This is a genomic window from Streptomyces sp. NPDC111802, assembly GCF_055634335.1.
This window is the reverse complement of record NZ_JBVKCZ010000013.1, coordinates 161,391-186,875: the sequence shown is the minus strand read 5'-3', so window position 1 is coordinate 186,875 and position 25,485 is coordinate 161,391. Positions and strand designations below refer to the sequence as shown.

The following is a 25,485-nucleotide window of genomic DNA, read 5'->3' as shown; positions in this document are numbered from 1 at the left end:
CACCCACGGTCACCACGGTCACGGTTGAACCCACCGCGCTCGCCGCCCCGGTCGTCCCGACGCTCGAAGGAACGCCCACCACGGTCATCGCGACGGAAGCCGCCACGGTCGTTGTCCCGACGCTCGAACCCACGGTCACCACGGTCACGGTTGAACCCACCGCGCTCGCCGCCCCGGTCGTCCCGACGCTCGAAGGAACGCCCACCACGGTCATCGCGACGGTCGTCCCGACGGAAGCCGCCACGGTCGTTGTCCCGACGCTCACGACGCTCGTACGCCGGAGCCTCCGACTTGTCCACGTCCTGCGCCACCGGCTGCTCGGGCACGGCCACCTCGACGGCCTCGACCGCCGCGGCCTGCGCCTCGGCCACCGCGGCCTCCGGGTCCTCGCCCCGCTCACGCGCCGCGCGGGCGACGAGCCGGTCGGACTCCTCACGGAGCTCCGCGGCACGCCGCTGCGCCCGCTCCAGCTGCTTGGTGAGCTGGGCGACCTCGCGCTCGGCCTGCTGAGCGGCGTTGCCCGCCGACTCCGCCTGCACCTCGGTCATCGAACGGGCGCCGGTGATCTCGGCGACCTCCGGGTCGAACGCGGCCCCGCCCTGGATGATGTGGCGCGAGGCGTCGACGCCCGCGTCCTCCATCAGCCGGAAGATCTGGCGGCGCTGGTGCGGCAGGGACAGGGAGACGACCGTGCCGGAGCGGCCCGCGCGAGCGGTACGGCCGGAGCGGTGCAGGTAGTCCTTGTGGTCACCGGCCGGGTCCACGTTCAGGACGAGGTCGATGCCGTCGACGTGGATACCGCGGGCGGCGACATCGGTGGCGACGAGCGCGTTGACGTAACCGTCCTTGAAGTCGGCCAGCGTCCGCGTCCGCGCGCCCTGCGTCATACCGCCGTGCAGCGCGTCGGCCTTCACACCGGCGTCGCGCAGCTGCTCGGCGATTCGGTCGGCGCCCAGCTGGGTGCGGACGAAGATGATGGTGCGGCCCTTGCGGGAGGCGATCGCGGCGGTGACCGGCGCCTTGTCCTTGGGCTTCACGATCAGGATGTGGTGCGACATGGTCGTCACCGCGCCCTGCGCCGCGTCGACCTCGTGCAGGACCGGGTCCTTCAGGTACCGGTCGACGAGGGTCTTGATCTCGTTCTCCATCGTCGCGGAGAACAGCATCCGCTGACCGCCCGGCGGGACCTGGTCGAGCAGCTCGGTCACCTCGGGCAGGAAGCCCAGGTCGGACATCTGGTCGGCCTCGTCGAGCACGGCGACCTCGACGTGCTCCAGCGAGCAGGCGCCGCGGTTGATGATGTCGCGCAGCCGGCCCGGGGTCGCGACCAGCACGTCGACGCCCCGCTCCAGGGCGTAGATCTGGTTCCCCATCGACGTACCGCCGCAGACGACCTTCATCTTCAGGCCGAGCTGGTCGCCGTAGGGCTGGAGCGCGTCCGCGACCTGCATCGCGAGCTCACGGGTCGGGGTGAGGATGACGGCGCGCGGCTTGTGCTTCTCGGTGCGGCCGCCGGACAGCCGGGCCAGGGCCGGCAGACCGAACGACAGTGTCTTGCCGGAGCCGGTACGGCCACGGCCCAGGATGTCCTTGCCGGCCAGGGCGTCCGGGATGGTCGCGGCCTGGATCGGGAAGGGGGTGGTCACGCCGTTCTGCGCGAGCTTGCGCACGACTGCCTCGGGGAGACCGAGGTCGGCGAAGGTGACCGTGGGGGTCTCCTCGACGGGCTCGTTCTCGCCGTTCTCGGACACTACGACGTGATCAGTACTGGAAATGGACATGCGTAAGCGAAACCTTCCGGAGTCTCGTCGGCACGCGCCCGTCAACTCCGTGATTCGCATTACGACCGCCTCTATGCGGTCCGCCACGGCAAGGGAGAGTACGCGCCACACGGCGCGCTCTGCGTTGGCGCCGGGCAAATGGGATCAAACGATCTACCACCATACGCACCCCCAGCCCCCCAAGGCAAATCAACCGAGGCCGGTGTAGGCGACGTCACTCGCCGGACGTCACGCCGGCGTCCCCGCGGCCGGCGCCGGCTCCCGCTGGCCCAGCTGCGGCCCGGTCTCCTCGTGCGCGGACGAGGACGGCTCGGCCTCCGTGGGCGTGGGCGCGGCGGACGTCGGTTCCTGCGTCGGCGTCGGCTCCGGTTCCACCGTCCGGGTGGGCGTCGGCTCGGCCGTACGCGTGGGGCCCGGGTTCTCAGTCTGCCCCGGCCCGTCCGGCCTGCCGCCCCCCGCCGGAGCGGACACACTCACCTCGGCGGACGGCGAGGCCGAGGGAGGCGCCGACTTCGCGGCCCCCTTCGCGCCCTTCTTCCCCTTGTCCTTCGCCCTCCCCCGCTTGCCGTCGTCCGCGTGCGGCCCGTACCCGGACCCACCGCCCGACACGGCCGACCCCCCGTCGGGCGCCTCACCGCCTCGCTGCCCGGCGGAGTGCGACGGCTTCGCGCTTCCGCCTCCCTCGTCGTCGCCCACGCTCATACAGCCGGCGGCAGCCGCGACGGCGATGACCGTGGCGGCCAGACGGACAGGTACGTACAAGGGGCGCACGGCGGCCACCTCCAGTGGCGGGCGAAGAAGTCAACCTGCCCAACTCCCGCCGCCCACAAGAGGACACGCGCCCCGCGACACAGCCCGGCCGCACCTTCGTAACAGCGCTCGCTCACCCGTAACCGAGCGCGTGCAACCGCTCGTCATCGATCCCGAAGTGATGCGCGATCTCATGCACCACGGTCACCTCGGTCTCCTCGACGACCTCCTCCCGCGACGCACACATCCGCAGCGTCGGCCCCCGGTAGATCGTGATCCGATCCGGCAGCACCCCGGCGTACCACTCACCGCGATCCGTCAGCGGAGTCCCCTCGTACAACCCGAGCAGCTCGGGATCGTCCGCGGGCGGTTCGTCCTCGACGAACACCGCGACGTTGTCCATCAGCCGCGTCAGCTCCGGCGGAATCCGGTCCAGCGCCTCGGCGACCAGTTCCTCGAACTCCTCGCGCGTCATCTCCAGCACAGCCCCATTGTCGGGTACGACACCCCCGCGCAGGAGCCGCGAACGGCCCCGCATATCAGCCGCCGCGGTTGGGCATACGGGACCAATGGCCCGCGTCCCCGCCGCCGTAATGAAGGTTCTAGGTCACCTACCCAGGGCGCCACGCGCTCTCGCCCGCCGCTACGCCACCCGCCGCCCGCTCCCCACGCTGGAACTGGTCACCCAGCCGCACCCCTGGACCCGCGCCCTCGGCCTGGTCACCGTCGTCCTGCTCGGCGCCTGGCTGGGCCTGCTGATCGTCGGCAACGTACGCGTCCCGGTCGGCCCCATGAACACGACGATGACGCTGCGCCCGTCCATCACCGGCGGCACGAAGATCAACGTCTCCCCGCTCGGCGCCCTCCAGCTGGACAGCCACATCGCCCCGGTCCGCCTGGACGTCAACGTCGACCAGCTCGACCCCGCCCGCGCCCAGGCCCTGGTCGACCACCCCGAACGCCTCTCCGGCCTCCAGGACGAGGTCACCCAGGACGTCGCCGACGGCACCCGCGACCTGGCCGTACGCAGCTGCGTGGCCGTGGTCACCGGCGCCGCCGCCCTGGGCCTCGCGATCTACCGCCGCCCCCGCCGGGCCCTGGCCGCCGGCGGCCTCGCCCTGACCCTCCTGGCCGCGTCGGGCGGCACGGCGTACGCCACCTGGAACCCGGAGTCGGTCCTGGAACCGAAGTTCTCGGGCCTGCTCTCCTCCGCGCCGTCCCTGGTCGGCAACGCCCGCAGCATCGTCACCGAATTCGACGTCTACCAGAAGGAGTTGGCCCGCCTGGTCACCAACGTGACCAAGCTCTACGACGCCACCTCCACGCTCCCCGCCTACGCGCCCGACCCGAGCACCATCCGCGTCCTGCACGTCTCCGACATCCACCTCAACCCGGCGAGCTGGAAGATCATCGCCTCGCTCGTCGACCAGTACAAGGTCGACGTGATCGTCGACTCCGGGGACACCATGGACCACGGCACGGCCGCCGAGAACGGCTTCCTCGACCCCATCGAGGACCTCGACGCCCCCTACGTCTGGGTCCGCGGCAACCACGACTCAGGCTTGACCCAGCGTTACCTGGAGGACCTGAAGAACGTCCACGTCCTGGACGACGGCAAGGCGCAGACCATCGCCGGCCTGCGCTTCGCGGGCATCGGCGACCCCCAGTTCACCCCCGACCGCTCCCAGGTCGCCGGCGGCGACGCGGCGAACGAACTGGCGGGCGCCCGCCTCGCCACCTCCCTCCGCGACCAGGAAGCCGCCGGCACCCCCGTGGACGTCGCCATCGCCCACGAACCCGTCGCCGCCCGCCAGACGGACGGCGAGGTCCCACTGGCCCTGGCCGGCCACCTCCACCACCAGGAGATGGAAGTCATGCCGTACGGCACCCGCCTGCGCCTCGAAGGCTCCACCGGCGGCAGCGGCCTGCGCGCGGTCGAGGGCAAATACCCCGATCCCATCCAGACCTCGATCCTCTACTTCGACCGCGACACCCACCGCCTCCAGGCCTGGGACGAGATCGAACTGGGCGGCCTGGGCCTCACCACCGCGGAGGTGCGGCGCAACCTGGTGGAGGAGAACCAACCGGGCGCGACCGACTCCCCTACTCCCCCACCCAGCCCCTCCCCGTAAACCGTTTTGGCGATACCTCCCGCCATCCCATATGCTTCTCACGTCCCCGACGCGCTGAGAAGCGCCCAGGCGGGCCGATAGCCCTCATCGTCTAGCGGCCTAGGACGCCGCCCTTTCAAGGCGGTAGCACGGGTTCGAATCCCGTTGGGGGCACGCAGTACGGTGTGCGACACTGTCGTACGCATCGCAAGGTCCTGTGGAGCAGTTTGGAGTGCTCGCCACCCTGTCAAGGTGGAGGCCGCGGGTTCAAATCCCGTCAGGACCGCCGAGGCTTCCCCGGAAGCCTCGTGGCTGGGTAGCTCAGTTGGTACGAGCGATCGCCTGAAAAGCGATAGGTCGCCGGTTCGACCCCGGCCCCAGCCACAGAAAAGACCCCCGTCGATCAGATCGACGGGGGTCTTCTCGTGCCACCCGCGGCAAAACCGTTCGCCATGGATTTCGGGGGGATGAGATCCTGGATCCCGTATGTCTACGCACCCTGCCCCCGCCCTCGGCTCCCTGGCCCCCCGTCTGACCGAGCTCTCGCTGCGCGACGCACAGCGGCTCGGCCGGCGGCTCGAAGGTGCACGCAAGATCCGTAAGCCGGAGGCGCGTGCCGCCGTGCTCGCCGAGATCGAGACGGAGATCGCCAAGGGCGAGGAGCGCATAGCCGCTCGCCGTGCCCGCGTACCCGCCGTCACGTATCCCGAGCAGCTGCCGGTCAGCCAGAAGAAGGACGTGATCGCGGCCGCGATCCGCGATCACCAGGTCGTGATCGTCGCCGGTGAGACCGGTTCCGGGAAGACGACCCAGATCCCGAAGATCTGTGTCGAGCTCGGGCGCGGTGTCAGGGGAATGATCGGGCACACCCAGCCCCGCCGGATCGCGGCCCGTACGGTCGCCGAGCGGGTGGCGGAGGAACTGGACACCCCGCTCGGTGAATCCGTCGGCTGGAAGGTGCGGTTCACCGACCAGGTGAACCCGGACGGCACCTTCATCAAGCTGATGACCGACGGCATCCTGCTCGCCGAGATCCAGACCGACCGCGAGCTGCGCGCCTACGACACGATCATCATCGACGAGGCGCACGAGCGCTCGCTCAACATCGACTTCCTGCTCGGATATCTGGCTCAGCTGCTGCCCAAACGGCCGGATCTGAAGGTCGTCATCACCTCGGCGACCATCGATCCCGAGCGCTTCTCCCGGCACTTCGGCGACGCCCCGATCATCGAGGTCAGCGGGCGGACGTATCCGGTGGAGGTGCGCTATCGGCCGCTGCTGGAGGAGGATTCGGAGGATTCCGACCGCGACCAGATCACCGCGATCTGCGACGCGGTCGAGGAGCTGATGGGGGAGGGGAAGGGCGACATCCTCGTCTTTCTCTCCGGTGAGCGGGAGATCCGGGACACCGCGGACGCGCTGACGAAGAAGCAGTACCGCTTCACGGAGGTCCTGCCCCTCTACGCCCGCCTCTCACACGCCGAGCAGCACCGCGTCTTCCAGCCCCACACCGGCCGCAGGATCGTTCTGGCGACCAACGTCGCCGAGACCTCCCTCACGGTTCCGGGCATCAAGTACGTCATCGACCCCGGCTTCGCCCGGATCAGCCGGTACAGCCATCGCACCAAGGTGCAGCGGCTCCCCATCGAGCCGATCTCGCAGGCCAGCGCCAACCAGCGCAAGGGCCGCTGCGGCCGGACCAGCGACGGTATCTGCATCCGGCTGTACTCCGAGGACGACTTCCTCGCCCGCCCGGAGTTCACGGACGCGGAGATCCTGCGTACGAACCTCGCCTCCGTCATCCTGCAGATGACCGCGGCCGGCCTCGGCGACATCGAGAAGTTCCCGTTCATCGACCCGCCGGACCACCGCAACATCCGCGACGGCGTCCAGCTTCTGCAGGAGCTCGGCGCGATCGACCCGGCCGAGAAGGACGTACGCAAGCGGCTCACACAGACCGGCCGCAAGCTCGCGCAGCTCCCCGTCGACCCGCGGCTGGCCCGTATGGTCCTGGAGGCCGACAAGAACGGCTGTGTCCGCGAGGTCATGGTCATAGCGGCCGCGCTCTCCATCCAGGACCCGCGCGAGCGCCCGGCGGACAAGCAGACGCAGGCCGACCAGCAGCACGCGCGCTTCAGGGACGAGTCGAGCGACTTCCTCGCCTATCTCAACCTCTGGCGCTATGTCCGCGAGCAGCAGCACGAGCGCGGCTCGTCGTCCTTCCGCCGGATGTGCAAGCAGGAGTACCTGAACTTCCTGCGCATCCGCGAATGGCAGGACATCTACTCCCAGCTGCGCACGGTCGCCAAGCAGATGGGCATCCACCTCAACGAGGACGACGCCCCCGCCGACCGCGTACATGTCTCCCTCCTCGCGGGCCTCCTCTCCCACATCGGGATGAAGGACGTGAAGGAGGGCGCGAAGAACGATTACCTGGGCGCCCGGAACGCCAAGTTCGCGATCTTCCCCGGCTCGGCCCTCTTCAAGAAGCCCCCGCGCTTCGTGATGTCGGCTGAGCTGGTGGAGACGTCACGGCTCTGGGCCCGCGTCAACGCCAAGATCGAGCCCGAGTGGGTCGAACCGCTCGCCGAGCACCTCCTGAAGCGCACCTACTCCGAACCGCACTGGGAGAAGGACCAGGCGGCCGTGATGGCGTACGAGAAGGTGACGCTGTACGGCGTCCCGATCATCGCCCAGCGCAAGGTCAACTACGGCCGTATCGACCCGGAGGTCAGCCGGGAGCTGTTCATCCGCAACGCCCTCGTCGAGGGGGACTGGCGCACGCACCACAAGTTCTTCGCCGACAACCGCAAGCTCCTCAGCGAGGTCGAGGAGTTGGAGCATCGCGCGCGGCGCAGGGACATCGTCGTCGACGACGAGACGCTGTTCGACTTCTATGACCAGAGGGTGCCCGAACACGTCGTGTCGGGTGCCCACTTCGACTCCTGGTGGAAGCACAAGCGACACGAGGAGCCGGAGTTCCTGGACTTCGAGCGCGAGATGCTCATCCGGGAGTCGGCGGAGGCGGTCACCAAGGCCGACTATCCGGACTCGTGGCGGCAGGGGCAGCTGAAGTTCCGTGTCACCTACCAGTTCGAGCCGGGGGCGGACGCGGACGGTGTGACGGTCCACATTCCGCTCCAGGTCCTCAACCAGGTCACGGACGAGGGCTTCGACTGGCAGATCCCGGGTCTCAGGGAGGAGCTGGTGACGGAGCTGATCCGTTCCCTCCCCAAGCCGATCCGCCGCAACTACGTACCGGCGCCGAACTTCGCGAAGCGCTTCCTCGATACGGCCGTCCCGTTGCAGGAGCCGTTGCCGGTGACGATGGCCCGGGAACTGAAGCGCATGGTCGGAGTGCCCTTCACCGCCGACGACTTCGACTGGTCGAAGGTCCCCGAGCATCTGCGCATCACCTTCCGGATCGTCGACGAGCGCCGGCGCAAGCTGGCCGAGGACAAGGACCTGGAGGCCCTGAAGCTCCGCCTGAAGCCGAAGGCGCGCAAGGCCCTGTCGCAGGCCGCCGCGGCCACCGCCTCCCGCCAGGGCGGCGAGTCACTGGAGCGCAAGGGCCTGACCGACTGGACCATCGGCTCGCTCACCCGTGTCTTCGAGACCCGCCGGGCCGGGCAGCCCGTCAAGGCGTACCCGGCGCTGGTCGACGACGGCGACACGGTCTCGGTGCGCCTCTTCGACACGGAGGCGGAGCAGCAGCAGGCGATGTGGAAGGGCACGCGCCGCCTGATCCTCCGCAACATCCCGGTCAACCCGGCGAAATTCGCGAGCGATCACCTGACGAACGCGCAGAAGCTGGCGCTGTCGGCGAACCCGCACGGCTCGATCCAGGGCCTCTTCGACGACTGCGCGATGGCGGCGGCGGACAAGCTGATCGGTGACTTCGGGGGACCGGCGTGGGACGAGGAGTCGTACCGGAAGCTGTACGAGAAGGTGCGCGCCGAGATCGTCGACACGACGGTCCGTACGGTGGGCCAGGTGCAGCAGGTACTCGCCGCCTGGCAGGCCGCTGAACGCCGCCTGAAGGCCGTACGCAGCCCCGCGTTGCTGGCGAACCTCACGGACGTCCGCAAGCAGTTGGACGCCCTTGTGAAGCCCGGCTTCGTGACGGAGGCGGGGTTGCGGCGCATGCCCGACCTGATGCGCTACCTGATCGCGGTGGACCGCCGGCTCCAGCAGATGCCGACGAACGTCCAGCGGGACACCACGCGCATGGAGAAGGTCCACGAGATGCAGGACGAGTACGCCTGGCTCCTGGAGCAGATGCCGCAGGGGCGGCCGGTGCCCGCGCAGGTCCTGGACGTCCGCTGGATGCTGGAGGAGCTCCGCGTCAGCTATTTCGCGCACGCGCTCGGTACGGCGTATCCCATCTCGGACAAGCGGATCGTGAAGACGATCGACACTCTGGCACCGTAACGGGGCGCGCACGCTGGGTGAGTTCGACCAGCGGGCTCCCCCTCCTGTACAGTCTCTTCTCGCAGCGCAACGCACAAATGGCGCCGCGAAACCAGGTCCTGTGGAGCAGTTTGGAGTGCTCGCCACCCTGTCAAGGTGGAGGCCGCGGGTTCAAATCCCGTCAGGACCGCAGTAGAAGCGAGGCCCGCTTCCCGAGAGGGAAGCGGGCCTCGCTTGTTGCTTCGGTGGCCGGGAGAACCCGGCGCACGCCCCCCGCGCCGGGCGACCTGGCCCCCCAGGCCGCCTTGACGGCGTCGCATTCGCTCGGTACCCAGAAATCAGGGCCCTTCCCCGCGTGGCCCCTGGAGGTGGCGTATGGCGGCATCGGCGAGGCACGAGACGCGAGCACTGCTCCGCGCACACCTGGCGGCCGCTTCCCCCTACCGGCATCGCACCCGCCACTGCCCGATCTGCCGCCAACTGCTGCGCCTGGCGATGGACCCCGGCACCCGCAGCTACGAACCGGTCCCGGACGAGGTCATCGTCGACGAAGCCCCGTCCACCGCGTGACCCGGCATCGCGTCACCGACGCCAACTCCCGCCCGAGCAAGGGCCAATGGATCACTGGCCTCCCAATAGCGCACATAGGCCAGAGGCAACAAGCATCACGGCATGTGACGGGTGTCACCGCATAAGTTTCCGGGCAGGTAGGGCTTACACCTCTCCTACAACTGGTCAATTTAATATGTGCAATTGCACCAGCTTCCGGGGCTCACCCCAGCCCCCTCCAGCCCTGCCCCGCCGCCGTCCGACCGCACCCTCGGCGACCACGCAGAGTGAGTCCACAGGAGATCCGACAGCCCTCCCCAGACTCCGACAAGCCCACTCACAGGACCACCGCCGGCACACATCCCGCGCACAAAAAAGATCGCGCTGGACCCGGCGGAGTCCAGCGCGATCTACGACGCACCCTTGTTGCGTGCCTGAAGTGCTCTGACGGCTTGGGCGTGAGCTCTGTTGGGGCAGAACCCGCGTCGCTTGGAGCTAGAGTTCGGGCGCTGCGGCAAGTTGGGGGAACTGCCGGTTTGCCCGGTTATGCAGCTGTTCAGGCCTCGCTGCGCTGCTGCGGGATGCCCGCGAGCAGAGCGCGGACCTCAGCCTCGCGGTAACGGCGATGTCCGCCGAGCGTACGGATGGAAGTAAGCTTCCCGGCCTTCGCCCACCGCGTGACCGTCTTGGGGTCGACGCGGAACATCGTGGCGACCTCAGCCGGGGTCAGCAGCGGCTCGGCATCAGGGGTGCGAGCGGTCATGAGCGGCCTCCTCGGGAGAACCGAACCTTCTCGGTTCTTTCCTCTAAATTCTGCACCTTGACCCGCGTTGCCCGAAATGGCGGACGCGAGTCGAGTCGGTTATAGGACGAACGGCTTGTCCTCGGCACTACAACTACACCATCTGTCCAGCCGCGTCGGCCAAACCGATGGAATTGCCCTCCCAGGTGTTCATCAGCGACGGAAGCCGATGGACCATGCCATAGCGGACAGTCACGCCACTGTGACGATCAGTCACAGCGGCGTGCAGGAGTCACAAGACCCCCCAAAGTGTGCAATGTCGAGATGGAGTCCTCCCCGGACTCCTTGTCCTATTTTGGCACGAGGGGGGGTTGGGGGCGCAAGGGCCGCGTACGTGCGGTCCGTCACGCTTACGCGCGTTGAGGCACTCTTGATGCATACGCCCGGATCGGGTTCTACGTCCCTTGTTGACGAGGCATCAAGAACCTCAGAACGAGCACGAAACCCCAAAACGGGCGTGTCGTCAAACGCCAGTTCGTTACATCACACGGTGCGCTACATCACACCGGACGTCAGTTCGCCGACCGTCGGTCCCGCACCGAGCGCCACCGCTCCATGAGCCGCCCGTAGGCCTCCCCGGCGCCCGCCCCGTCGCCCTGCCGCAGCGCCTCGATGCCGTCGGCCACGTCCGCCGCCGAGTGGTCGTCCTCCAACTCGCCGGCCGGCAGGGTGTGCACCAGGCCGCCGTAGTCCAGCTCGACCAGCGAGCGCGGGTGGAACTCCTCCAGCCAGCGCCCGACGTCCACCAGGCCGTCGATGAGCGGCCCTTCGTCGACGGTGTCCCTCAGCGTCCGCAGCGCCCGCGCCACCCGTCGCCGCGCCTGCACCATCGGCGTCCGGTAGCGCAGCATCGGCGGGATCTCGCCCGAGCCCTTCTCGAAGCGCCGCTCCTCGTCCGACACCAGCACGAACCAGTGCAGCGGCACCTGCCAGGTCGAGGTGCGGATCCACGGCCGGGCGTCGGGGTTGCGGGCCAGCCAGCGCTCGTAGTCCTGGGCGGCCTGGCGCCGTACGACCTCCGGGAGCACCGCGTCCAGCACCGGCCCGGGCAGTTCGTCGGCCAGCTCCCCGAGGGCCTGCCAGCCGCGCAGCCGGGTGCGCCACGGGCACACGCACAGCACCCCGTCGATCTCCAGCACGAAGGCGTCGCCGCTCTCGTGCACCGGAACGGCGACGGGCGGGGTGGGCAGCAAGTCCGCCAGGGAACGGCGTAGTTCGTCCTGGTACGACGGCCGGTCGGCGTTGCGGGCGTAACGCGCCCAGTGGCCGCGCTCCGGTTCCGGGAAGGCCGCAAGCGGTTCGTACACCCGCAGATAGGTCGCGTACGGGACGATCACCGAGGACACCTTGGGCACGCCTGCTCCCTCCCCCGCCGTCTGCCAGGGAAACCTGCGAAACCCGCTTACAAACGTGCGGGAAAACTATGCAAATCGTCGCACGGCCGTACTCCGGGAGTGGGTGATCCTGAGCACTGCGGGTTGGACGAGCGCTCACGGGTCTAATCTCATGCTCACAGCTCCCGCCACCCGTACGGGAGCTCCGCTCCAACCGCCGCACCGTACTCAGGAGTCACCACAGTGACCGACGTAACACACGGCGTCCTGCACACCCTGTTCCACTCGGACCAGGGGGGTCATGAGCAAGTCGTGCTCTGCCAGGACCGCGCCAGCGGCCTCAAGGCCGTCATCGCCATCCACTCCACCGCCCTGGGCCCGGCCCTCGGCGGTACGCGCTTCTACCCGTACGCCACCGAGGAAGAGGCCGTCGCCGACGCGCTGAACCTCGCGCGCGGAATGTCGTACAAGAACGCCATGGCCGGGCTCGACCACGGCGGTGGCAAGGCCGTGATCATCGGCGACCCGCAGATGATCAAGTCAGAGGAGCTGCTGCTGGCCTACGGCCGGTTCGTGGCCTCGCTGGGCGGCCGCTACGTCACCGCGTGCGACGTCGGTACGTACGTCGCCGACATGGACGTCGTGGCCCGCGAGTGCCGCTGGACGACCGGCCGCTCCCCGGAGAACGGCGGCGCCGGCGACTCCTCGGTGCTCACCGCCTTCGGCGTCTACCAGGGCATGCGGGCCTCCGCCCAGCATCTGTGGGGCGACCCGTCCCTGCGTGGCCGCAAGGTCGGCATCGCGGGCGTCGGCAAGGTCGGCCACCACCTGGTGGAGCACCTGCGGGCGGAGGGCGCCGAGGTCGTCATCACGGACGTCCGCGAGGAGGCGGTCGGGCGGATCCTCGCGGCGCACCCGACGGGTGTGACGGCCGTCGCCGACACCGCGACTTTGATCCGCGTCGAGGACCTCGACATCTACGCCCCCTGCGCGCTCGGCGGGGCCCTGAACGACGACACCGTGCCCGCGCTGACCGCGAAGATCGTGTGCGGCGCCGCCAACAACCAGCTCGCCCACCCGGGCGTCGAGAAGGACGTCGCCGACCGCGGGATCCTCTACGCGCCCGACTACGTGGTGAACGCCGGCGGTGTCATCCAGGTCGCCGACGAGCTGCACGGCTTCGACTTCGACCGGTGCAAGGCGAAGGCCGCGAAGATCTACGACACCACGCTCGCCATATTCGCACGTGCGAAGACAGATGGGATTCCGCCGGCCGCCGCGGCCGACCGGATCGCCGAGCAGCGGATGGCGGAGGCACGCGGCGCGCACTGATCCGCCGTATCGAACCCCTGACCGGGGTTTGGCAGGGACCCGTCGGCGCACACTTAGAGAGAACTCTCACGTTCGTCGGCGGGTCGGCTGCCGAGAAGTGGTTAAAATCGCGGTTGACCAGCGAGGACAAGGCGCCTCGAGGGTCCTGGGCAGACGCGCGTGCTGCGGGCGACGTACCGTATGGGCGTGGGCTCAGGTACCGTGGAAGCCCTACGGACCGGTCTCTCCGAGGAGAGCCCGTTCCAGATCATGAACGCGTGTCAAGACTCTGGGGCCGTCGAGCCCCGTCACCGAGGGGGTCGAGCCATGGGGCGCGGCCGGGCCAAGGCCAAGCAGACGAAGGTCGCCCGCCAGCTGAAGTACAACAGCGGCGGGACTGACCTGTCGCGTCTGGCCAACGAGCTGGGCGCTTCGACTTCGAGCCAGCCGCCGAACGGCGAGCCGTTCGAGGACGACGAAGAAGACGACCCGTACGCCCAGTACGCGGATCTGTACAACAACGACGATGAGGACGAAGAGGACGACGAGTCCGGTCCCACGTCGCAACATCGCCGCGGCGCTTGACTATCCAGCAGTGCCTGACCCGGTCCTGAGCGGTTACCCGCCGGACCGGGTTTTGCGCTGCTTTCGCCGGTCTCAGCTCGCGGCGCGCTTAGCGCGCATACGTTCCGACCAGGGCGGCACCGGTGGTGTGCTCGCCCCGGTCCGTGATCTCGCCTGCGACCCAGGCGTCCACGCCTCGGTCGGCCAGCGTCGCCAGGGCCACGTCCGCGGACTCCTCCGGGAGGATCGCGATCATGCCCACGCCCATGTTCAGGGTCTTCTCCAGCTCCAGGCGCTCGACCTGACCGGTCTTGCCGACGAGGTCGAAGATCGGGGCCGGGGTCCAGGTGGAGCGGTCGACGATCGCGTGCAGACCGTCCGGGATCACCCGGGCCAGGTTGGCCGCGAGGCCGCCGCCGGTGATGTGCGAGAAGGCGTGCACGTCGGTGGTCCGGGTCAGCGCCAGACAGTCCAGCGAGTAGATCTTCGTGGGCTCCAGCAGCTCCTCGCCGAGGGTGCGGCCGAACTCCTCGATCCGCGCGTCCAGGGCGAGGCCGGCCTGGTTCAGCAGGACGTGCCGGACCAGCGAGTACCCGTTCGAGTGAAGCCCGGACGCCGCCATGGCGATCACCGCGTCACCCGTACGGATGCGATCGGCGCCCAGCAGCCGGTCGGCCTCCACGACGCCCGTACCGGCGCCGGCCGCGTCGAAGTCGTCCTCGCCCAGCAGACCCGGGTGCTCGGCCGTCTCGCCGCCCACCAGGGCACAGCCGGCGAGCACACAGCCCTCGGCGATGCCCTTGACGATGGCGGCGACCCGCTCGGGGTGGACCTTGCCGACGCAGATGTAGTCGGTCATGAACAGCGGCTCGGCGCCGCACACCACGATGTCGTCCATGACCATCGCGACCAGGTCGTGGCCGATCGTGTCGTAGACACCCATCTGGCGGGCGACGTCGACCTTGGTGCCGACTCCGTCGGTGGCGGAGGCGAGCAGCGGGCGCTCGTAGCGCTTGAGGGCGGAGGCGTCGAAGAGGCCGGCGAAACCGCCGAGGCCGCCGAGGACCTCGGGGCGCTGGGTCTTCTTCACCCACTCCTTCATCAGCTCTACCGCGCGGTCGCCCGCCTCGATGTCGACGCCCGCGGCTGCGTAGCTGGCACCAGTTGTCTCAGACATGGCTAATGAGAACCTTCGTGTCGTACGGCAGGTGTTACGGGCCGTCTACGGACGGCGGATGGCGTCGGCGGCGGCCGTGGCGGCCGGGCCGGCGGCCAGCTCCGTCTCCAGCAGCTGCTTGCCGAGCAGCTCGGGGTCGGGGAGCTCCATCGGGTACTCGCCGTCGAAGCAGGCGCGGCAGAGGTTCGGCTTGGCGATGGTGGTCGCCTCGATCATGCCGTCGATGGAGATGTAGGAGAGGGAGTCGGCACCCAGCGAGGTACCGATCTCGTCGATGGACATGCCGTTGGCGATGAGCTCGGCGCGGGTGGCGAAGTCGATGCCGAAGAAGCACGGCCACTTCACCGGCGGGGAGGAGATCCGGATGTGGACCTCCGCCGCGCCCGCCTCGCGGAGCATGCGGACCAGGGCGCGCTGGGTGTTGCCGCGCACGATCGAGTCGTCGACGACGACCAGCCGCTTGCCCTTGATGACTTCCTTCAGCGGGTTCAGCTTCAGGCGGATGCCGAGCTGGCGGATGGTCTGCGAGGGCTGGATGAACGTACGTCCGACGTAGGCGTTCTTCACCAGACCGGCGCCGAACGGGATGCCGCTGGCCTCCGCGTAGCCGATCGCGGCCGGGGTGCCGGACTCCGGGGTCGCTATGACCAGGTCGGCCTCGACCGGGGCTTCCTTCGCGAGCTTGCGGCCCATCTCCACACGGGAGAGGTAGACGTTCCGGCCGGCGATGTCGGTGTCCGGGCGGGCCAGGTACACATACTCGAAGACACAGCCCTTGGGCTTCGCTTCCGCGAATCGCGAGGTGCGCAGGCCGTTCTCGTCGATGGCGACGAACTCGCCCGGCTCGACCTCACGGACGTAGCTGGCACCGCAGATGTCGAGGGCGGCGGACTCGGAGGCGACGACCCAGCCACGCTCCAGGCGGCCGAGGACCAGCGGGCGGATGCCCTGCGGGTCACGGGCGGCGTAGAGGGTGTGCTCGTCCATGAAGACGAGGCTGAAGGCGCCCTTGACCTGGGGGAGGACCTGGTGGGCGGCCTCCTCGATGGTCAGCGGCTTGCCGTCCTCGTCGACCTGGGCCGCGAGCAGCGCGGTCAGCAGGTCGGTGTCGTTGGTGGCCGCGACGCGCGGGGTGCGGCCGCCCTCCTGCTTGGGCAGATCGGCGACCATCTCGGCGAGCTGGGCCGTGTTGACCAGGTTGCCGTTGTGGCCGAGCGCGATGGAGCCGTGGCCGGTGGCACGGAACGTCGGCTGGGCGTTCTCCCAGACGGAGGCGCCGGTGGTCGAGTAGCGGGCGTGACCCACCGCGATGTGACCCTGGAGCGAGCCGAGGGAGGTCTCGTCGAAGACCTGGGAGACCAGGCCCATGTCCTTGAAGACGAGGATCTGGGAGCCGTTGCTGACCGCGATTCCCGCGGATTCCTGGCCCCGATGCTGGAGGGCGTAGAGCCCGAAGTAAGTGAGCTTGGCGACCTCTTCGCCCGGAGCCCAGACACCGAAGACGCCGCAAGCGTCCTGGGGGCCTTTCTCACCGGGGAGCAGATCATGATTGAGTCGACCGTCACCACGTGGCACGGCACCGAGTGTAGGCGAGATCGACCACTGGTCCGAATTGGGGAATACCTGATCAGCGCTGTCGCAAAGGATCACTCTGCGGCGGTCGCGTTCACGCGCTCGCCGTTTTCGCTGGTCAGAGTGAGGTTGCGGTGATCGATCCGGTAATCGACGGTCCCGTCGAAGAGGCCCAGCAGGGCCTTCTCCGTCTTCATGAGTGAGGTGTCGCACATCATTCGTGTGGTGGACGCCGTGCCGAGCGTGATACTGCCGTCGCGGACCGTCGCCTCTGCCTTCACCTTGTTGCAGCCCAGGCTTCCGCTGACCTGTCCGGTCTTCGGGTCGATGGTGAGGTGGGCCTTGCCGTTCGCGTCGGGGCTGGTGACGGTCCACTTCGTGCCCTTGAGCGGGGCCGCCTTCTGCTTGCTGAGGGCCACGCGGTCGCCGTCCGCGGTGGTGAGGGTGAGCTTGTCGCCCTCGACCTCGGTCCTGAGGTCGCCGTCGGCGAGGGTGCGGGCGAGGGTCTGCTCGAAGTTCGCGGGGACGCCCTCGCAGGCCATCTCGGTCGCCTGCATCTGCTCGAAGGTGACCTGGCTGTCGGCGAAGGCGGCGTCGGCGCCGAAGTTGTTGCAGCCGAGGTTGCCCTTGACCGCGCCGCCGTCGGCGATCTTCAGCCAGGCGGTGCCCGGGGCGTCGCTCTTCTTCCCGTCGACGGTGATGTCGTCGACGGCCCAGTGGACGCCGGTGACCGAGGCCGCCGCCCCGGCACCGACCGATTCGCTGCCCGCGTCCTCGCTGCCGCAGGCGGCGGCGAGCGGGAGGAGGGTGAGCGCGGCGAGGGCGGCCAGTCGCTTTGTGTCCATGCCGAGTGTGTCCATGCCGGTGGGACGGGAGGGACACGGGACCGGTTCCGTTCGCCGCCCTCAGGGGTGTCACAGGGGTGTCACCCCATGAGCGGCAGCAGCCCGCCCAGGTCCGCCCGCTCCCCGCTCGCGCTCACCTTGGCCTCGGCGACGGCGTCCTTCCAGGCCACGCGCCCGGTCGCCAGCCGGATCCAGGTCAGCGGGTCGGTCTCGACGACGTTCGGCGGGGTGCCCCGGGTGTGCCGGGGTCCCTCGACGCACTGCACGACGGCGTACGGCGGGATCCGCACCTCGGTCGAACCGCCGGGCGCCTTCGCGGCGAGCGCGTCGGCGAGCAGGCGGGTGCAGGCGGCGAGGGCCTGGCGGTCGTAGGGGATGTCGAGGCCGGGGACGGCGGCGTTGAGGTCGTCGGTGTGGACGACCACTTCGACGGTTCGGGTGACCAGGTAGTCGGCGAGAGTCATCGCGCCGGTGCGGGCCGCGAGGAGGCGGTCGCCGGACACGTCCGCGAGCCTCTCGGTGAGCCGCTCCTCGGTACGGGCGTAGAGGGCGTCGAGGTCAGGGTTGGCGGCGGCGAGGTCCTGAGTGCGGTCGGCGATGTCGCCGGCCCGGGCGGCGGTGGCGAAGGGCCACTCCAGGAGGGTCAGTTCGGCCTTGCCCGGCTCGTCGCGGTCGAGGTTACGGCTGACGCTCTCCACGGCCATGGTCACGTGCGCGGCCAGGTCCCGCACGGTCCAGCCCGGCAGCCGGGTGGGCAGCGCGAGCTGCTCGTCGGTGAGGGTGCGTACGGCCTGCCGTACGTGCCCGAACTGGGTGAGCACCGCGGTGCGGATCCTGGCGGGGTCGTAGGCGCGGGCGCGCTTCTTGGCCGGGGGCATGGGGGGCAGCCTATGTGGGCTGCGATGCCGTCGTGGGCGGCTCGAAGATCTCACGGCCGCGGGGGACGCCGACTCCGCGCCAGGTGAAGGGGATACCGCGGGCGGTGTCCGGGTCGGCGCCGTTCATCAGCTGGAAGTGGAGGAGCGAGCCGCGCCGCAGGTGGACGTAGAGGGCGTGGGTGCCGTCGCCGAGGTCGAGGACGACGTGGTTGCCGACGACCCGCTTGACGCCGGACAGGTCGCGTACGGATGCCTCCACGATCATCAGGTACAGCAGCCCGAGGAGAGAGGTGCGGCTGAGGTGGTCGCGCTGGTCGTCGACGGCCCGTACGACGGTGGCGTCGGCCACGGCGTGGAGGGGGGCGCCGTAGGCGGGGAAGGCGCTGTTGCGGCGGGCGGGCGGCCACGGCGCGCGGAGCCCGGGGAGGGTGCCCGGCTCGGGCTCGGCGACGATGTCGATGGGGTAGGTCCGGCCGTATGCGTGGGTGCCGTGGCTCGGGGTGCGGGCGGCCGGGATGTTGAGCGCCGACCGGCGGCCGGCGACGGGCGGATCGGCCTCGATGGGCTCGCGGGCGAGCCGGGCGCCGAGTTTGGATCCATGGTCGGTCACCTGTCCGGGTGATCGGCTTTGGAAAACATCCCGCACCGCCGGATCCACCCCACACTGGTCTCCGCCTGGGAGGAGGGGAACATGACGGCTATGGCCGAGCGCACGTCTCAGATGTCGGTGGCGGAGTTCGAAACGATCGCCGCCGCCGCTCCCGAGACCGTCACGTTGGAGTTCATCAACGGACGGATCGGAGTCAAAGCGGCGACGGACGGGGGCCACAGCACCATCGTGTCCTGGCTGGCCCGGCGCTGTATGCAGACCCGGCCCGACCTGGACCTGTATCAAGGTCAAGGACTCCGGGTCGAGGCGTACCGGGAGGGCAGGGCGAAACCGGACGCGGTGCTCGCGCCCGAAGCGCACTTCGCGGGGCACGGCGAGTGGGCCGACCCCGACGGGGCTCTCATGGTCGTCGAGGTCACCTCGTACGACTCGGACACGGACCGCCGGGACCGGCACGAGAAGCCGGCCGCCTACGGCCAGTCCGGCATCCCGCTGTACCTCCTGATCGACCGCGACAGCTGCACGGTCACCGTGCACAGCTCCCCTGACCGGCAGGTCGGGGGCTATCGCGAAGTTCAGGTCGCGAAGTTCGGCGAAAACGTGGTCGTCCCCGACCCGATCGGCATCGAGCTCGACACGGAGATCCTCAAGAGCTACGTGCGGTGAGCCGAGAAGGTCCCGTCCGTTGACCGGACGGGACCTTCATGTCGTACTGCCGACTACGCCAGCAGCGCCGGAATCGTCGCCTCGTGCGTCTCGCGCAGCTCCTCCAGGGTGAGCGCGAACTCGCCCTGAAGCTCCACGGAGTCACCGTCGACGACACCGACGCGGGTGACCGGCAGGCCCCGCGCGCCGCACATGTCGTTGAAGCGGACCTCCTCCGAGCGCGGGACGGCCACGATGGCGCGGCCGGCCGACTCGGAGAAGAGGAAGGTGAACGCGTCCAGGCCGTCCGGGACGATCAGCCGCGCGCCCTTGCCGCCGAGCAGCGCCGACTCCACGACCGCCTGGATCAGACCGCCGTCGGACAGGTCGTGCGCCGAGTCGATCATGCCGTCGCGGGAGGCGGAGATCAGGATCTCGGCGAGCAGCCGCTCACGCTCCAGGTCGACCTTCGGGGGCAGCCCGCCGAGGTGGTCGTGGACCACCTGTGACCAGGCCGAGCCACTGAACTCCTCACGCGTGTCGCCGAGGAGGTACAGCAGCTGGCCCTCCTCCTGGAAGGCGACCGGCGTACGCCGGGCCACGTCGTCGATGACGCCGAGGACCGCGACGACCGGCGTCGGGTGGATGGCGACCTCGCCCGTCTGGTTGTAGAGCGAGACATTGCCGCCGGTCACCGGGGTGCCGAGCTGCTGGCAGGCGTCCGCCAGACCGCGCACGGCCTCCGCGAACTGCCACATGACGGCCGGGTCCTCGGGCGAGCCGAAGTTCAGGCAGTCGGAGACGGCCAGCGGCTTGGCGCCGGTGGTGGCGACGTTGCGGTACGCCTCGGCGAGGGCCAGCTGGGCGCCCGTGTACGGGTCCAGCTTGGCGTACCGGCCGTTGCCGTCCGTCGCGATGGCGACGCCGAGGCCGGTCTTCTCGTCGATGCGGATCATGCCGGAGTCCTCGGGCTGGGCGAGGACGGTGTTGCCCTGCACGAAGTGGTCGTACTGCGAGGTGACCCACTTCTTGGAGGCCTGGTTCGGGGAGCCGACCAGCTTCAGGACCTGGTCCTTCAGCTCGTCCGACGTCCCGGGCCGCGGCAGCTTGTTCGCGTCGTCGGCCTGGAGGGTGTCCTGCCAGTCCGGACGGGCGTACGGGCGCTCGTAGACCGGGCCCTCGTGCGCCACGGTCCGCGGGTCGACGTCGACGATCTTGCCGCCGTGCCAGTAGATCTCCAGGCGGTCGCCGTCCGTCACCTCACCGATGACGGTGGCGATGACGTCCCACTTCTCGCAGATCTCCAGGAACCGGTCGACCTTCTCCGGCTCGACGACCGCGCACATGCGCTCCTGCGACTCGCTCATGAGGATTTCCTCGGGCGAGAGCGTGGAGTCGCGGAGCGGGACGTCGTCCAGCGTCACGCGCATGCCGCCGGAACCGTTGGAGGCCAGCTCGGACGTGGCGCAGGACAGACCGGCCGCGCCGAGGTCCTGGATGCCGACGACCAGCTTCTCGGCGAACGCCTCCAGGGTGCACTCGATGAGGAGCTTCTCCTGGAAGGGGTCGCCGACCTGGACGGCCGGGCGCTTGGAGGGCTTGGCGTCGTCGAAGGTCTCGGACGCGAGGATCGACGCGCCACCGATGCCGTCACCACCCGTACGGGCCCCGTACAGGATGACCTTGTTGCCCGCGCCGGACGCCTTCGCGAGGTGGATGTCCTCGTGCCGCATCACACCGATGGCACCGGCGTTGACCAGCGGGTTTCCCTGGTAGCAGGCGTCGAAGACGACCTCGCCGCCGATGTTGGGCAGGCCCAGGCAGTTGCCGTAGCCGCCGATGCCGGCGACGACGCCCGGCAGGACACGCTTGGTGTCGGGGTGGTCGGCCGCGCCGAACCGCAGGGGGTCGACGACGGCCACCGGCCGCGCACCCATGGCGATGATGTCGCGCACGATGCCGCCGACGCCGGTCGCCGCGCCCTGGTAGGGCTCCACGTACGACGGGTGGTTGTGCGACTCGACCTTGAAGGTCACGGCGTAACCCTGGCCGACGTCCACGACACCGGCGTTCTCACCGATGCCGACGAGGAGGGCGTCGTTCTCGGGGGCCTTCTCGCCGAACTGGCGCAGATGGACCTTCGACGACTTGTAGGAGCAGTGCTCGGACCACATGACCGAGTACATGGCGAGCTCGGCACCGGTGGGCCGGCGGCCGAGGATCTCCACGACCCGCTCGTACTCGTCCTTCTTCAGGCCGAGTTCGGCCCAGGGCAGCTCGACGTCGGGGGTCGCGGCCGCGTGCTCGACCGTGTCCAGAGGCGTCCGGCTCATGCGTTGACCAGCTTCTTGAGGATCGAGGTGAAGAAGGGGAGGCCGTCGGTGCGGCCGGTGCCGATGAGCGGCTCCACGGCGTGCTCCGGGTGCGGCATCAGGCCTACGACATTCCCGGCCTCGTTGCTGATGCCGGCGATGTCGTTGAGCGAGCCGTTCGGGTTGAAGTCGAGGTACCGGAAGGCGACGCGGCCCTCGGCCTCCAGCTTGTCCAGCGTGTACCGGTCGGCGACATACCGGCCGTCCATGTTCTTGAGCGGGATGTGGATCTCCTGCCCGCTCTCGTAGTCGCTGGTCCAGGCAGTGGCGGCGTTCTCCACCCGCAGCTTCTGGTCGCGGCAGATGAAGTGCAGGTGGTCATTGCCGAGCATCCCCCCGGGCAGCAGGTGGGCCTCGGTGAGGATCTGGAAGCCGTTGCAGATACCCAGCACCGGAAGGCCGGCCTTCGCCTGCTCGATGACCGTGTCCATCACCGGCGAGAAGCGGGCGATGGCACCGGCGCGCAGATAGTCGCCGTAGGAGAAACCACCGCACAGCACCACGGCGTCGACCTGCTTGAGGTCCTTGTCCTTGTGCCAGAGGGCGACCGGTTCGGCGCCCGCGAGGCGGATCGCGCGCTGCGTGTCCCGGTCGTCAAGGCTCCCGGGGAAAGTGACGACGCCAATACGAGCGGTCACTTCGCGGCCTCCGCGACTTCCTCCACCTTGACGGTGAAGTCCTCGATCACGGTGTTGGCGAGGAAGGATTCCGCAAGATCGTGGATGCGGGCGAGCGCGGCGTCGTCGACCGGCCCGTCAACTTCCAGTTCGAAACGCTTTCCCTGACGGACGTCGGAGATGCCTTCGAATCCCAGCCGCGGCAGTGCGCGCTGCACCGCCTGGCCCTGGGGGTCGAGGATCTCCGGCTTGAGCATGACGTCGACTACGACGCGTGCCACGTGCACTCCCGGTGGTGTGGTGCTGAGCAGGTTCCTGCAGTGGTTTCAGACTACCTGCACAAAATTTCTACGCGCGTCGACTTGTAGGAATCTACGTGATGGCCATCACGGGCCGACGGAGGCGCGTCTGTCGATGAAAAGTTCCGGAAAAGATCCCGGATCGACACCTGATACCTATTGCGCATCGGACACGCGGGAGGATTTAGTCGAGCTTCACATTACATTGCCCGGCACTGTACAAATGAATTGTCTACGTGCCGTACGAAGGGACCGATATTCGTGGCGCAGAAGGTCGTGGTCACTCTCTTTGACGACATCGACGGCTCGGAAGCGGCGGAAACGATCGCCTTCGGACTCGACGGCAAGTCGTACGAGATCGACCTGAATGAAGCCAATGCCAAGAAACTGCGTAAGGCGCTCGCGCCCTACGTGGACGCCGGCCGCAAGCGGTCGAAGTCAGGCAAGGCGTACAAGCAGACCGAGGTCGCCCCGGATCCGGCGGCCGTCCGGGCCTGGGCGCAGGCCAACAAGATGGAGGTGCCGGCCCGCGGCCGCATCCCCAAGAAGGTCTACGAGGCGTTCGCCTCGGCGCAGTGAGGGGCCCGCGGGCCGCCCTCGGGGCCCTGCCCTCAGGGTCCGTCAGCATGCCCTGAGGGCGGCCGACTTGAGCCGGTGCGACAACCGACTTGCGCTACCCCCCTGCTGATCAGCTAATGTCTGGAGCACGCCGCCGGGCGGGGCAGAAAAAGCCCAGCTCGCCGAGCATGCGGGTGTAGTTCAGTAGCAGAACATCCCCCTTCCAGGGGGAAGGCGCAGTGTGCAATTCCTGTCACCCGCTCTGCACCGCCGTACTGAGCACTGATGTGGATCAGGTAGGCTGGTGCTCGCACCGATCGGTGAGAGCCGGTCGGGGGCAATGCGGACGTAGCTCAGTTGGTAGAGCGCAACCTTGCCAAGGTTGAGGTCGCGAGTTCGAGCCTCGTCGTCCGCTCGGGAATGAGACCCCCGGTCCTGATGGACCGGGGGTCTTTTCGTGTCCCGCGCCGGATCTCTGACATTTGTCATGCGGAGCGGTGACACCGCGCACTGCTGCCGGCTTCGATTCGCCGGGACGCTGATGTCATGGACATCAACGAACACGAACACGTGATTGAGGTCAGCGACCTGCGGCGTGTGTACGGGGGCGGGTTCGAGGCGGTGCGCGGCATCTCCTTCCACGTGGACCGCGGGGAGGTATTCGCGCTGCTCGGCACCAACGGCGCCGGCAAGACGTCGACCGTCGAGCTGCTGGAAGGGCTTGCCCGGCCGGCCAGGGGACGAGTGCGGGTGCTCGGGCACGATCCCCACGCCGAGCGGGACGTCGTACGGCCGCGGACCGGGGTGATGTTGCAGGACGGCGGCTTTCCGTCCGAGCTGACCGTCGCCGAGACCGCACGGATGTGGGCCGGGTGCGTGAGCGGGGCGCGGCCCCCGCTGGAGGTGCTGGAGCGGGTGCGGCTGGCCGGGAAGGCAGACGTACGGGTGAAGCAGTTGTCCGGGGGTGAGCGGCGGCGCCTGGACCTGGCGCTCGCGCTGCTCGGGAACCCCGAGGTGCTGTTCCTGGACGAGCCGACGACCGGGCTCGACGCCGAAGGGCGCCGGGACACCTGGGAGTTGGTGCGGGAGCTGCGCGACACCGGGACGACCGTGCTGCTGACCACGCACTACCTGGAGGAGGCCGAGGGTCTCGCCGACCGGCTCGCGATCCTGCACGACGGGCGGATCGCGGCCGCCGGGACGCCCGCGGAGGTGACCGCGGCCCAGCCGTCGCGGATCGCCTTCGAACTGCCCGAGGGCTACTTCCTGGGGGACCTGCCGCCGCTCGGTGAGCTGGGCGTGGCCGGGCACGAGGTCGACGGACGGGTCGTACGGCTGCGCACCCACCAGCTCCAGCGGGCGGCGACCCGGCTGCTGGTGTGGGCCGAGGAGGCCGGGGTGGAGCTGCGGCGGCTGGATGTGCGGTCGGCGTCGCTGGAGGAGGCGTTCCTGGGCATCGCCCGGGAGGCGGCAGGCGCCGCCGAGAAGAAGGAGTACGCGGCATGAGTGGGGTACGCGGCATGAGTACGGCGATGACCACCCCGGTGGGACGGATGGCGGCGTTGGCCCGCGCGGAGGTGACGCTGCTCGGACGCAGCAGGGGCACGCTGTTCGCGGCGCTGTTCGTGCCGCTGCTGCTGCCCTTCAGCGTGCGGGAGGCGGCGAAGGGGATGGACCTGGCGGAGGCCGGCCTCTCCCTCGGCGCGGTCATCCTGCCCGCCTCGATCGGCTTCTCACTGCTCTACGCGGTGTACGCGACGCTCGTCTCCGTCTACACCGCCCGGCGCGAGGAACTCGTCCTCAAACGGCTGCGCACGGGCGAGCTGAAGGACGCGGAGATCCTGGCCGGGGCCGCGCTGCCGGCCGTGGTCACGGGGATCGCACAGAGCATGGTGCTGGCGGTCGGCTGCGCCGTCCTGCTCGACGTGGGCGCGCCCGACGCTCCCCATCTCGCCGTGCTGGGCCTGCTGTTGGGGATCGTCCTGAGCGTGTCGCTGGCCGCCGTGACCGCGTCGTTCACCCGCACCGTCGAGAGTGCGCAGGTCACGACCCTGCCCGTGGTCTTCCTCTCCATGATCTTCTCCGGGATGTTCGTCCCCCTGGAGGTGCTGCCGGACCGGGTGGCGTCCGTATGCGAACTGCTGCCGCTGACGCCTGCGATCACCCTGCTGCGGGGTGGCTGGACCGGTGAGCTGTCGGCGTACGAGGTGATCGGTCCCGTGATGACCGGGCTGGCCTGGACGGCTCTGGGCGTGTTGGCTGTGCGGCGGTGGTTCCGTTGGGAGCCGCGGCGCTGAAGC

Annotated in this window: 22 protein-coding genes and 6 tRNA genes; 15 read left to right on the top strand and 13 right to left on the bottom strand. The window is 69.2% G+C overall.

Annotated features, from left to right (window positions below; translation table 11 throughout):
- From ACZ7NC_RS17150 to ACZ7NC_RS17140, 3 genes are all read right to left on the bottom strand, one after another.
- The coding region (locus ACZ7NC_RS17150; RefSeq protein ID WP_471489001.1) for a DEAD/DEAH box helicase at positions 1-1,781 on the bottom strand (1,781 nt) is incomplete at its 3' end.
- A 228-nt stretch (positions 1,782-2,009) separates the two neighbouring features.
- Positions 2,010-2,552, bottom strand: a complete 543-nt coding sequence (locus ACZ7NC_RS17145; protein WP_471488999.1) for a hypothetical protein — start codon at positions 2,550-2,552, stop codon at positions 2,010-2,012.
- 112 nt (positions 2,553-2,664) lie between these two features.
- Positions 2,665-3,015, bottom strand: a complete 351-nt coding sequence (locus ACZ7NC_RS17140) for a metallopeptidase family protein (RefSeq protein WP_471488997.1) — start codon at positions 3,013-3,015, stop codon at positions 2,665-2,667.
- 85 nt (positions 3,016-3,100) lie between these two features.
- On the opposite strand from ACZ7NC_RS17140, the gene ACZ7NC_RS17135 reads away from it, so the two are divergent.
- The 7 genes from ACZ7NC_RS17135 (at position 3,101) to ACZ7NC_RS17105 (ending at position 9,622) form a co-directional block, all read left to right on the top strand.
- Positions 3,101-4,663 carry a metallophosphoesterase family protein gene (locus ACZ7NC_RS17135; protein ID WP_471488995.1) on the top strand — a complete coding sequence of 521 codons (1,563 nt, stop codon included), beginning with the start codon at positions 3,101-3,103 and terminating at the stop codon, positions 4,661-4,663.
- A gap of 80 nt (positions 4,664-4,743) precedes the next feature.
- Positions 4,744-4,816, top strand: a tRNA-Glu gene (locus ACZ7NC_RS17130).
- 37 nt (positions 4,817-4,853) lie between these two features.
- A tRNA-Asp gene (locus ACZ7NC_RS17125) sits at positions 4,854-4,928 on the top strand.
- Between the two features lie 24 nt (positions 4,929-4,952).
- Positions 4,953-5,026: transfer RNA gene (locus ACZ7NC_RS17120), tRNA-Phe, on the top strand.
- 102 nt (positions 5,027-5,128) lie between these two features.
- Complete coding sequence (hrpA, locus tag ACZ7NC_RS17115) at positions 5,129-9,073, top strand: ATP-dependent RNA helicase HrpA (protein ID WP_471488993.1); 3,945 nt, start codon at positions 5,129-5,131, stop codon at positions 9,071-9,073.
- A 94-nt stretch (positions 9,074-9,167) separates the two neighbouring features.
- Positions 9,168-9,242 (top strand) — tRNA-Asp (locus ACZ7NC_RS17110).
- Positions 9,243-9,427: 185 nt separating this feature from the next.
- A complete protein-coding gene (locus tag ACZ7NC_RS17105) occupies positions 9,428-9,622 on the top strand; it encodes a DUF6274 family protein (RefSeq protein ID WP_471488991.1) in 195 nt (64 codons plus the stop codon).
- Between the two features lie 535 nt (positions 9,623-10,157).
- On the opposite strand, the gene bldC is transcribed toward ACZ7NC_RS17105, so the two are convergent.
- Positions 10,158-10,364: a developmental transcriptional regulator BldC gene (gene bldC, locus ACZ7NC_RS17100; RefSeq protein WP_003949541.1), complete on the bottom strand. Its 207-nt coding sequence runs from the start codon at positions 10,362-10,364 to the stop codon at positions 10,158-10,160.
- Between the two features lie 551 nt (positions 10,365-10,915).
- Positions 10,916-11,758 (bottom strand): DUF8083 family protein, encoded by an 843-nt coding sequence (locus ACZ7NC_RS17095; protein ID WP_471488989.1) that lies wholly within the window; start codon positions 11,756-11,758, stop codon positions 10,916-10,918.
- Between the two features lie 222 nt (positions 11,759-11,980).
- Here ACZ7NC_RS17095 and ACZ7NC_RS17090 point away from each other — a divergent pair, with 222 nt between their 5' ends.
- Together ACZ7NC_RS17090 and ACZ7NC_RS17085 are read left to right on the top strand one after the other, a co-directional pair.
- Positions 11,981-13,069 (top strand): Leu/Phe/Val dehydrogenase, encoded by a 1,089-nt coding sequence (locus ACZ7NC_RS17090; protein ID WP_471488987.1) that lies wholly within the window; start codon positions 11,981-11,983, stop codon positions 13,067-13,069.
- Between the two features lie 306 nt (positions 13,070-13,375).
- The gene (locus ACZ7NC_RS17085; protein WP_471488985.1) at positions 13,376-13,633 is read left to right on the top strand and encodes a DUF3073 domain-containing protein; all 258 of its coding nucleotides are present in this window, start codon (positions 13,376-13,378) and stop codon (positions 13,631-13,633) included.
- 88 nt (positions 13,634-13,721) lie between these two features.
- Here the strand turns inward: ACZ7NC_RS17085 and purM are convergent, their stop codons facing one another.
- From purM to ACZ7NC_RS17060, 5 genes are all read right to left on the bottom strand, one after another.
- The gene (gene purM / locus ACZ7NC_RS17080; protein WP_471488983.1) at positions 13,722-14,789 is read right to left on the bottom strand and encodes a phosphoribosylformylglycinamidine cyclo-ligase; all 1,068 of its coding nucleotides are present in this window, start codon (positions 14,787-14,789) and stop codon (positions 13,722-13,724) included.
- Positions 14,790-14,834: 45 nt separating this feature from the next.
- Positions 14,835-16,364, bottom strand: a complete 1,530-nt coding sequence (gene purF, locus ACZ7NC_RS17075) for an amidophosphoribosyltransferase (protein ID WP_471488981.1) — start codon at positions 16,362-16,364, stop codon at positions 14,835-14,837.
- A 71-nt stretch (positions 16,365-16,435) separates the two neighbouring features.
- Positions 16,436-17,206: an META domain-containing protein gene (locus ACZ7NC_RS17070; RefSeq protein ID WP_471488979.1), complete on the bottom strand. Its 771-nt coding sequence runs from the start codon at positions 17,204-17,206 to the stop codon at positions 16,436-16,438.
- 80 nt (positions 17,207-17,286) lie between these two features.
- Complete coding sequence (locus tag ACZ7NC_RS17065; protein WP_471488977.1) at positions 17,287-18,084, bottom strand: maleylpyruvate isomerase family mycothiol-dependent enzyme; 798 nt, start codon at positions 18,082-18,084, stop codon at positions 17,287-17,289.
- A 10-nt stretch (positions 18,085-18,094) separates the two neighbouring features.
- Positions 18,095-18,694, bottom strand: a complete 600-nt coding sequence (locus ACZ7NC_RS17060; RefSeq protein WP_471488975.1) for a M23 family peptidase — start codon at positions 18,692-18,694, stop codon at positions 18,095-18,097.
- An 81-nt stretch (positions 18,695-18,775) separates the two neighbouring features.
- Between ACZ7NC_RS17060 and ACZ7NC_RS17055 the strand changes: the two genes are divergently transcribed.
- Complete coding sequence (locus tag ACZ7NC_RS17055; protein ID WP_471488973.1) at positions 18,776-19,360, top strand: Uma2 family endonuclease; 585 nt, start codon at positions 18,776-18,778, stop codon at positions 19,358-19,360.
- A gap of 53 nt (positions 19,361-19,413) precedes the next feature.
- Here the strand turns inward: ACZ7NC_RS17055 and purL are convergent, their stop codons facing one another.
- From purL to purS, 3 genes are read right to left on the bottom strand one after another with little or no spacing between them, the layout of a single operon-like run.
- Complete coding sequence (gene purL / locus ACZ7NC_RS17050; protein ID WP_471488971.1) at positions 19,414-21,672, bottom strand: phosphoribosylformylglycinamidine synthase subunit PurL; 2,259 nt, start codon at positions 21,670-21,672, stop codon at positions 19,414-19,416.
- Complete coding sequence (gene purQ, locus ACZ7NC_RS17045) at positions 21,669-22,349, bottom strand: phosphoribosylformylglycinamidine synthase subunit PurQ (protein ID WP_471488969.1); 681 nt, start codon at positions 22,347-22,349, stop codon at positions 21,669-21,671. The genes purL and purQ overlap by 4 nt, the downstream gene beginning before the upstream one ends.
- A complete protein-coding gene (purS, locus tag ACZ7NC_RS17040) occupies positions 22,346-22,609 on the bottom strand; it encodes a phosphoribosylformylglycinamidine synthase subunit PurS (RefSeq protein ID WP_019982969.1) in 264 nt (87 codons plus the stop codon). Before purS ends, purQ begins: the two co-directional genes overlap by 4 nt.
- Before the next feature lie 279 nt (positions 22,610-22,888).
- Here purS and ACZ7NC_RS17035 point away from each other — a divergent pair, with 279 nt between their 5' ends.
- The 5 genes from ACZ7NC_RS17035 to ACZ7NC_RS17015 all read left to right on the top strand — a co-directional run bounded on the left by ACZ7NC_RS17035 (position 22,889) and on the right by ACZ7NC_RS17015 (position 25,482).
- The gene (locus ACZ7NC_RS17035; protein WP_148000186.1) at positions 22,889-23,206 is read left to right on the top strand and encodes a histone-like nucleoid-structuring protein Lsr2; all 318 of its coding nucleotides are present in this window, start codon (positions 22,889-22,891) and stop codon (positions 23,204-23,206) included.
- A gap of 169 nt (positions 23,207-23,375) precedes the next feature.
- Positions 23,376-23,447: transfer RNA gene (locus ACZ7NC_RS17030), tRNA-Gly, on the top strand.
- 80 nt (positions 23,448-23,527) lie between these two features.
- Positions 23,528-23,600 (top strand) — tRNA-Gly (locus ACZ7NC_RS17025).
- A 131-nt stretch (positions 23,601-23,731) separates the two neighbouring features.
- Positions 23,732-24,691, top strand: a complete 960-nt coding sequence (locus tag ACZ7NC_RS17020) for an ABC transporter ATP-binding protein (RefSeq protein WP_471488966.1) — start codon at positions 23,732-23,734, stop codon at positions 24,689-24,691.
- Between the two features lie 14 nt (positions 24,692-24,705).
- On the top strand, positions 24,706-25,482 hold the full coding sequence (locus ACZ7NC_RS17015) for an ABC transporter permease (protein ID WP_471489081.1): 777 nt from the start codon (positions 24,706-24,708) through the stop codon (positions 25,480-25,482).
- Positions 25,483-25,485 lie beyond the last annotated feature (3 nt).

Coding starts and splice junctions, on each gene's coding strand:
- ACZ7NC_RS17135 (WP_471488995.1), top strand. CDS start 3,101: ATGGCCCGCGTCCCCGCCGCCGTAATGAAGGTTCTAGGTCACCTACCC.
- hrpA (WP_471488993.1), top strand. CDS start 5,129: ATGTCTACGCACCCTGCCCCCGCCCTCGGCTCCCTGGCCCCCCGTCTG.
- ACZ7NC_RS17105 (WP_471488991.1), top strand. CDS start 9,428: ATGGCGGCATCGGCGAGGCACGAGACGCGAGCACTGCTCCGCGCACAC.
- bldC (WP_003949541.1), bottom strand. CDS start 10,364: ATGACCGCTCGCACCCCTGATGCCGAGCCGCTGCTGACCCCGGCTGAG.
- ACZ7NC_RS17085 (WP_471488985.1), top strand. CDS start 13,376: ATGGGGCGCGGCCGGGCCAAGGCCAAGCAGACGAAGGTCGCCCGCCAG.
- purM (WP_471488983.1), bottom strand. CDS start 14,789: ATGTCTGAGACAACTGGTGCCAGCTACGCAGCCGCGGGCGTCGACATC.
- ACZ7NC_RS17070 (WP_471488979.1), bottom strand. CDS start 17,206: ATGGACACAAAGCGACTGGCCGCCCTCGCCGCGCTCACCCTCCTCCCG.
- ACZ7NC_RS17065 (WP_471488977.1), bottom strand. CDS start 18,084: ATGCCCCCGGCCAAGAAGCGCGCCCGCGCCTACGACCCCGCCAGGATC.
- ACZ7NC_RS17055 (WP_471488973.1), top strand. CDS start 18,776: ATGACGGCTATGGCCGAGCGCACGTCTCAGATGTCGGTGGCGGAGTTC.
- purL (WP_471488971.1), bottom strand. CDS start 21,672: ATGAGCCGGACGCCTCTGGACACGGTCGAGCACGCGGCCGCGACCCCC.
- ACZ7NC_RS17020 (WP_471488966.1), top strand. CDS start 23,732: ATGGACATCAACGAACACGAACACGTGATTGAGGTCAGCGACCTGCGG.
- ACZ7NC_RS17015 (WP_471489081.1), top strand. CDS start 24,706: ATGAGTACGGCGATGACCACCCCGGTGGGACGGATGGCGGCGTTGGCC.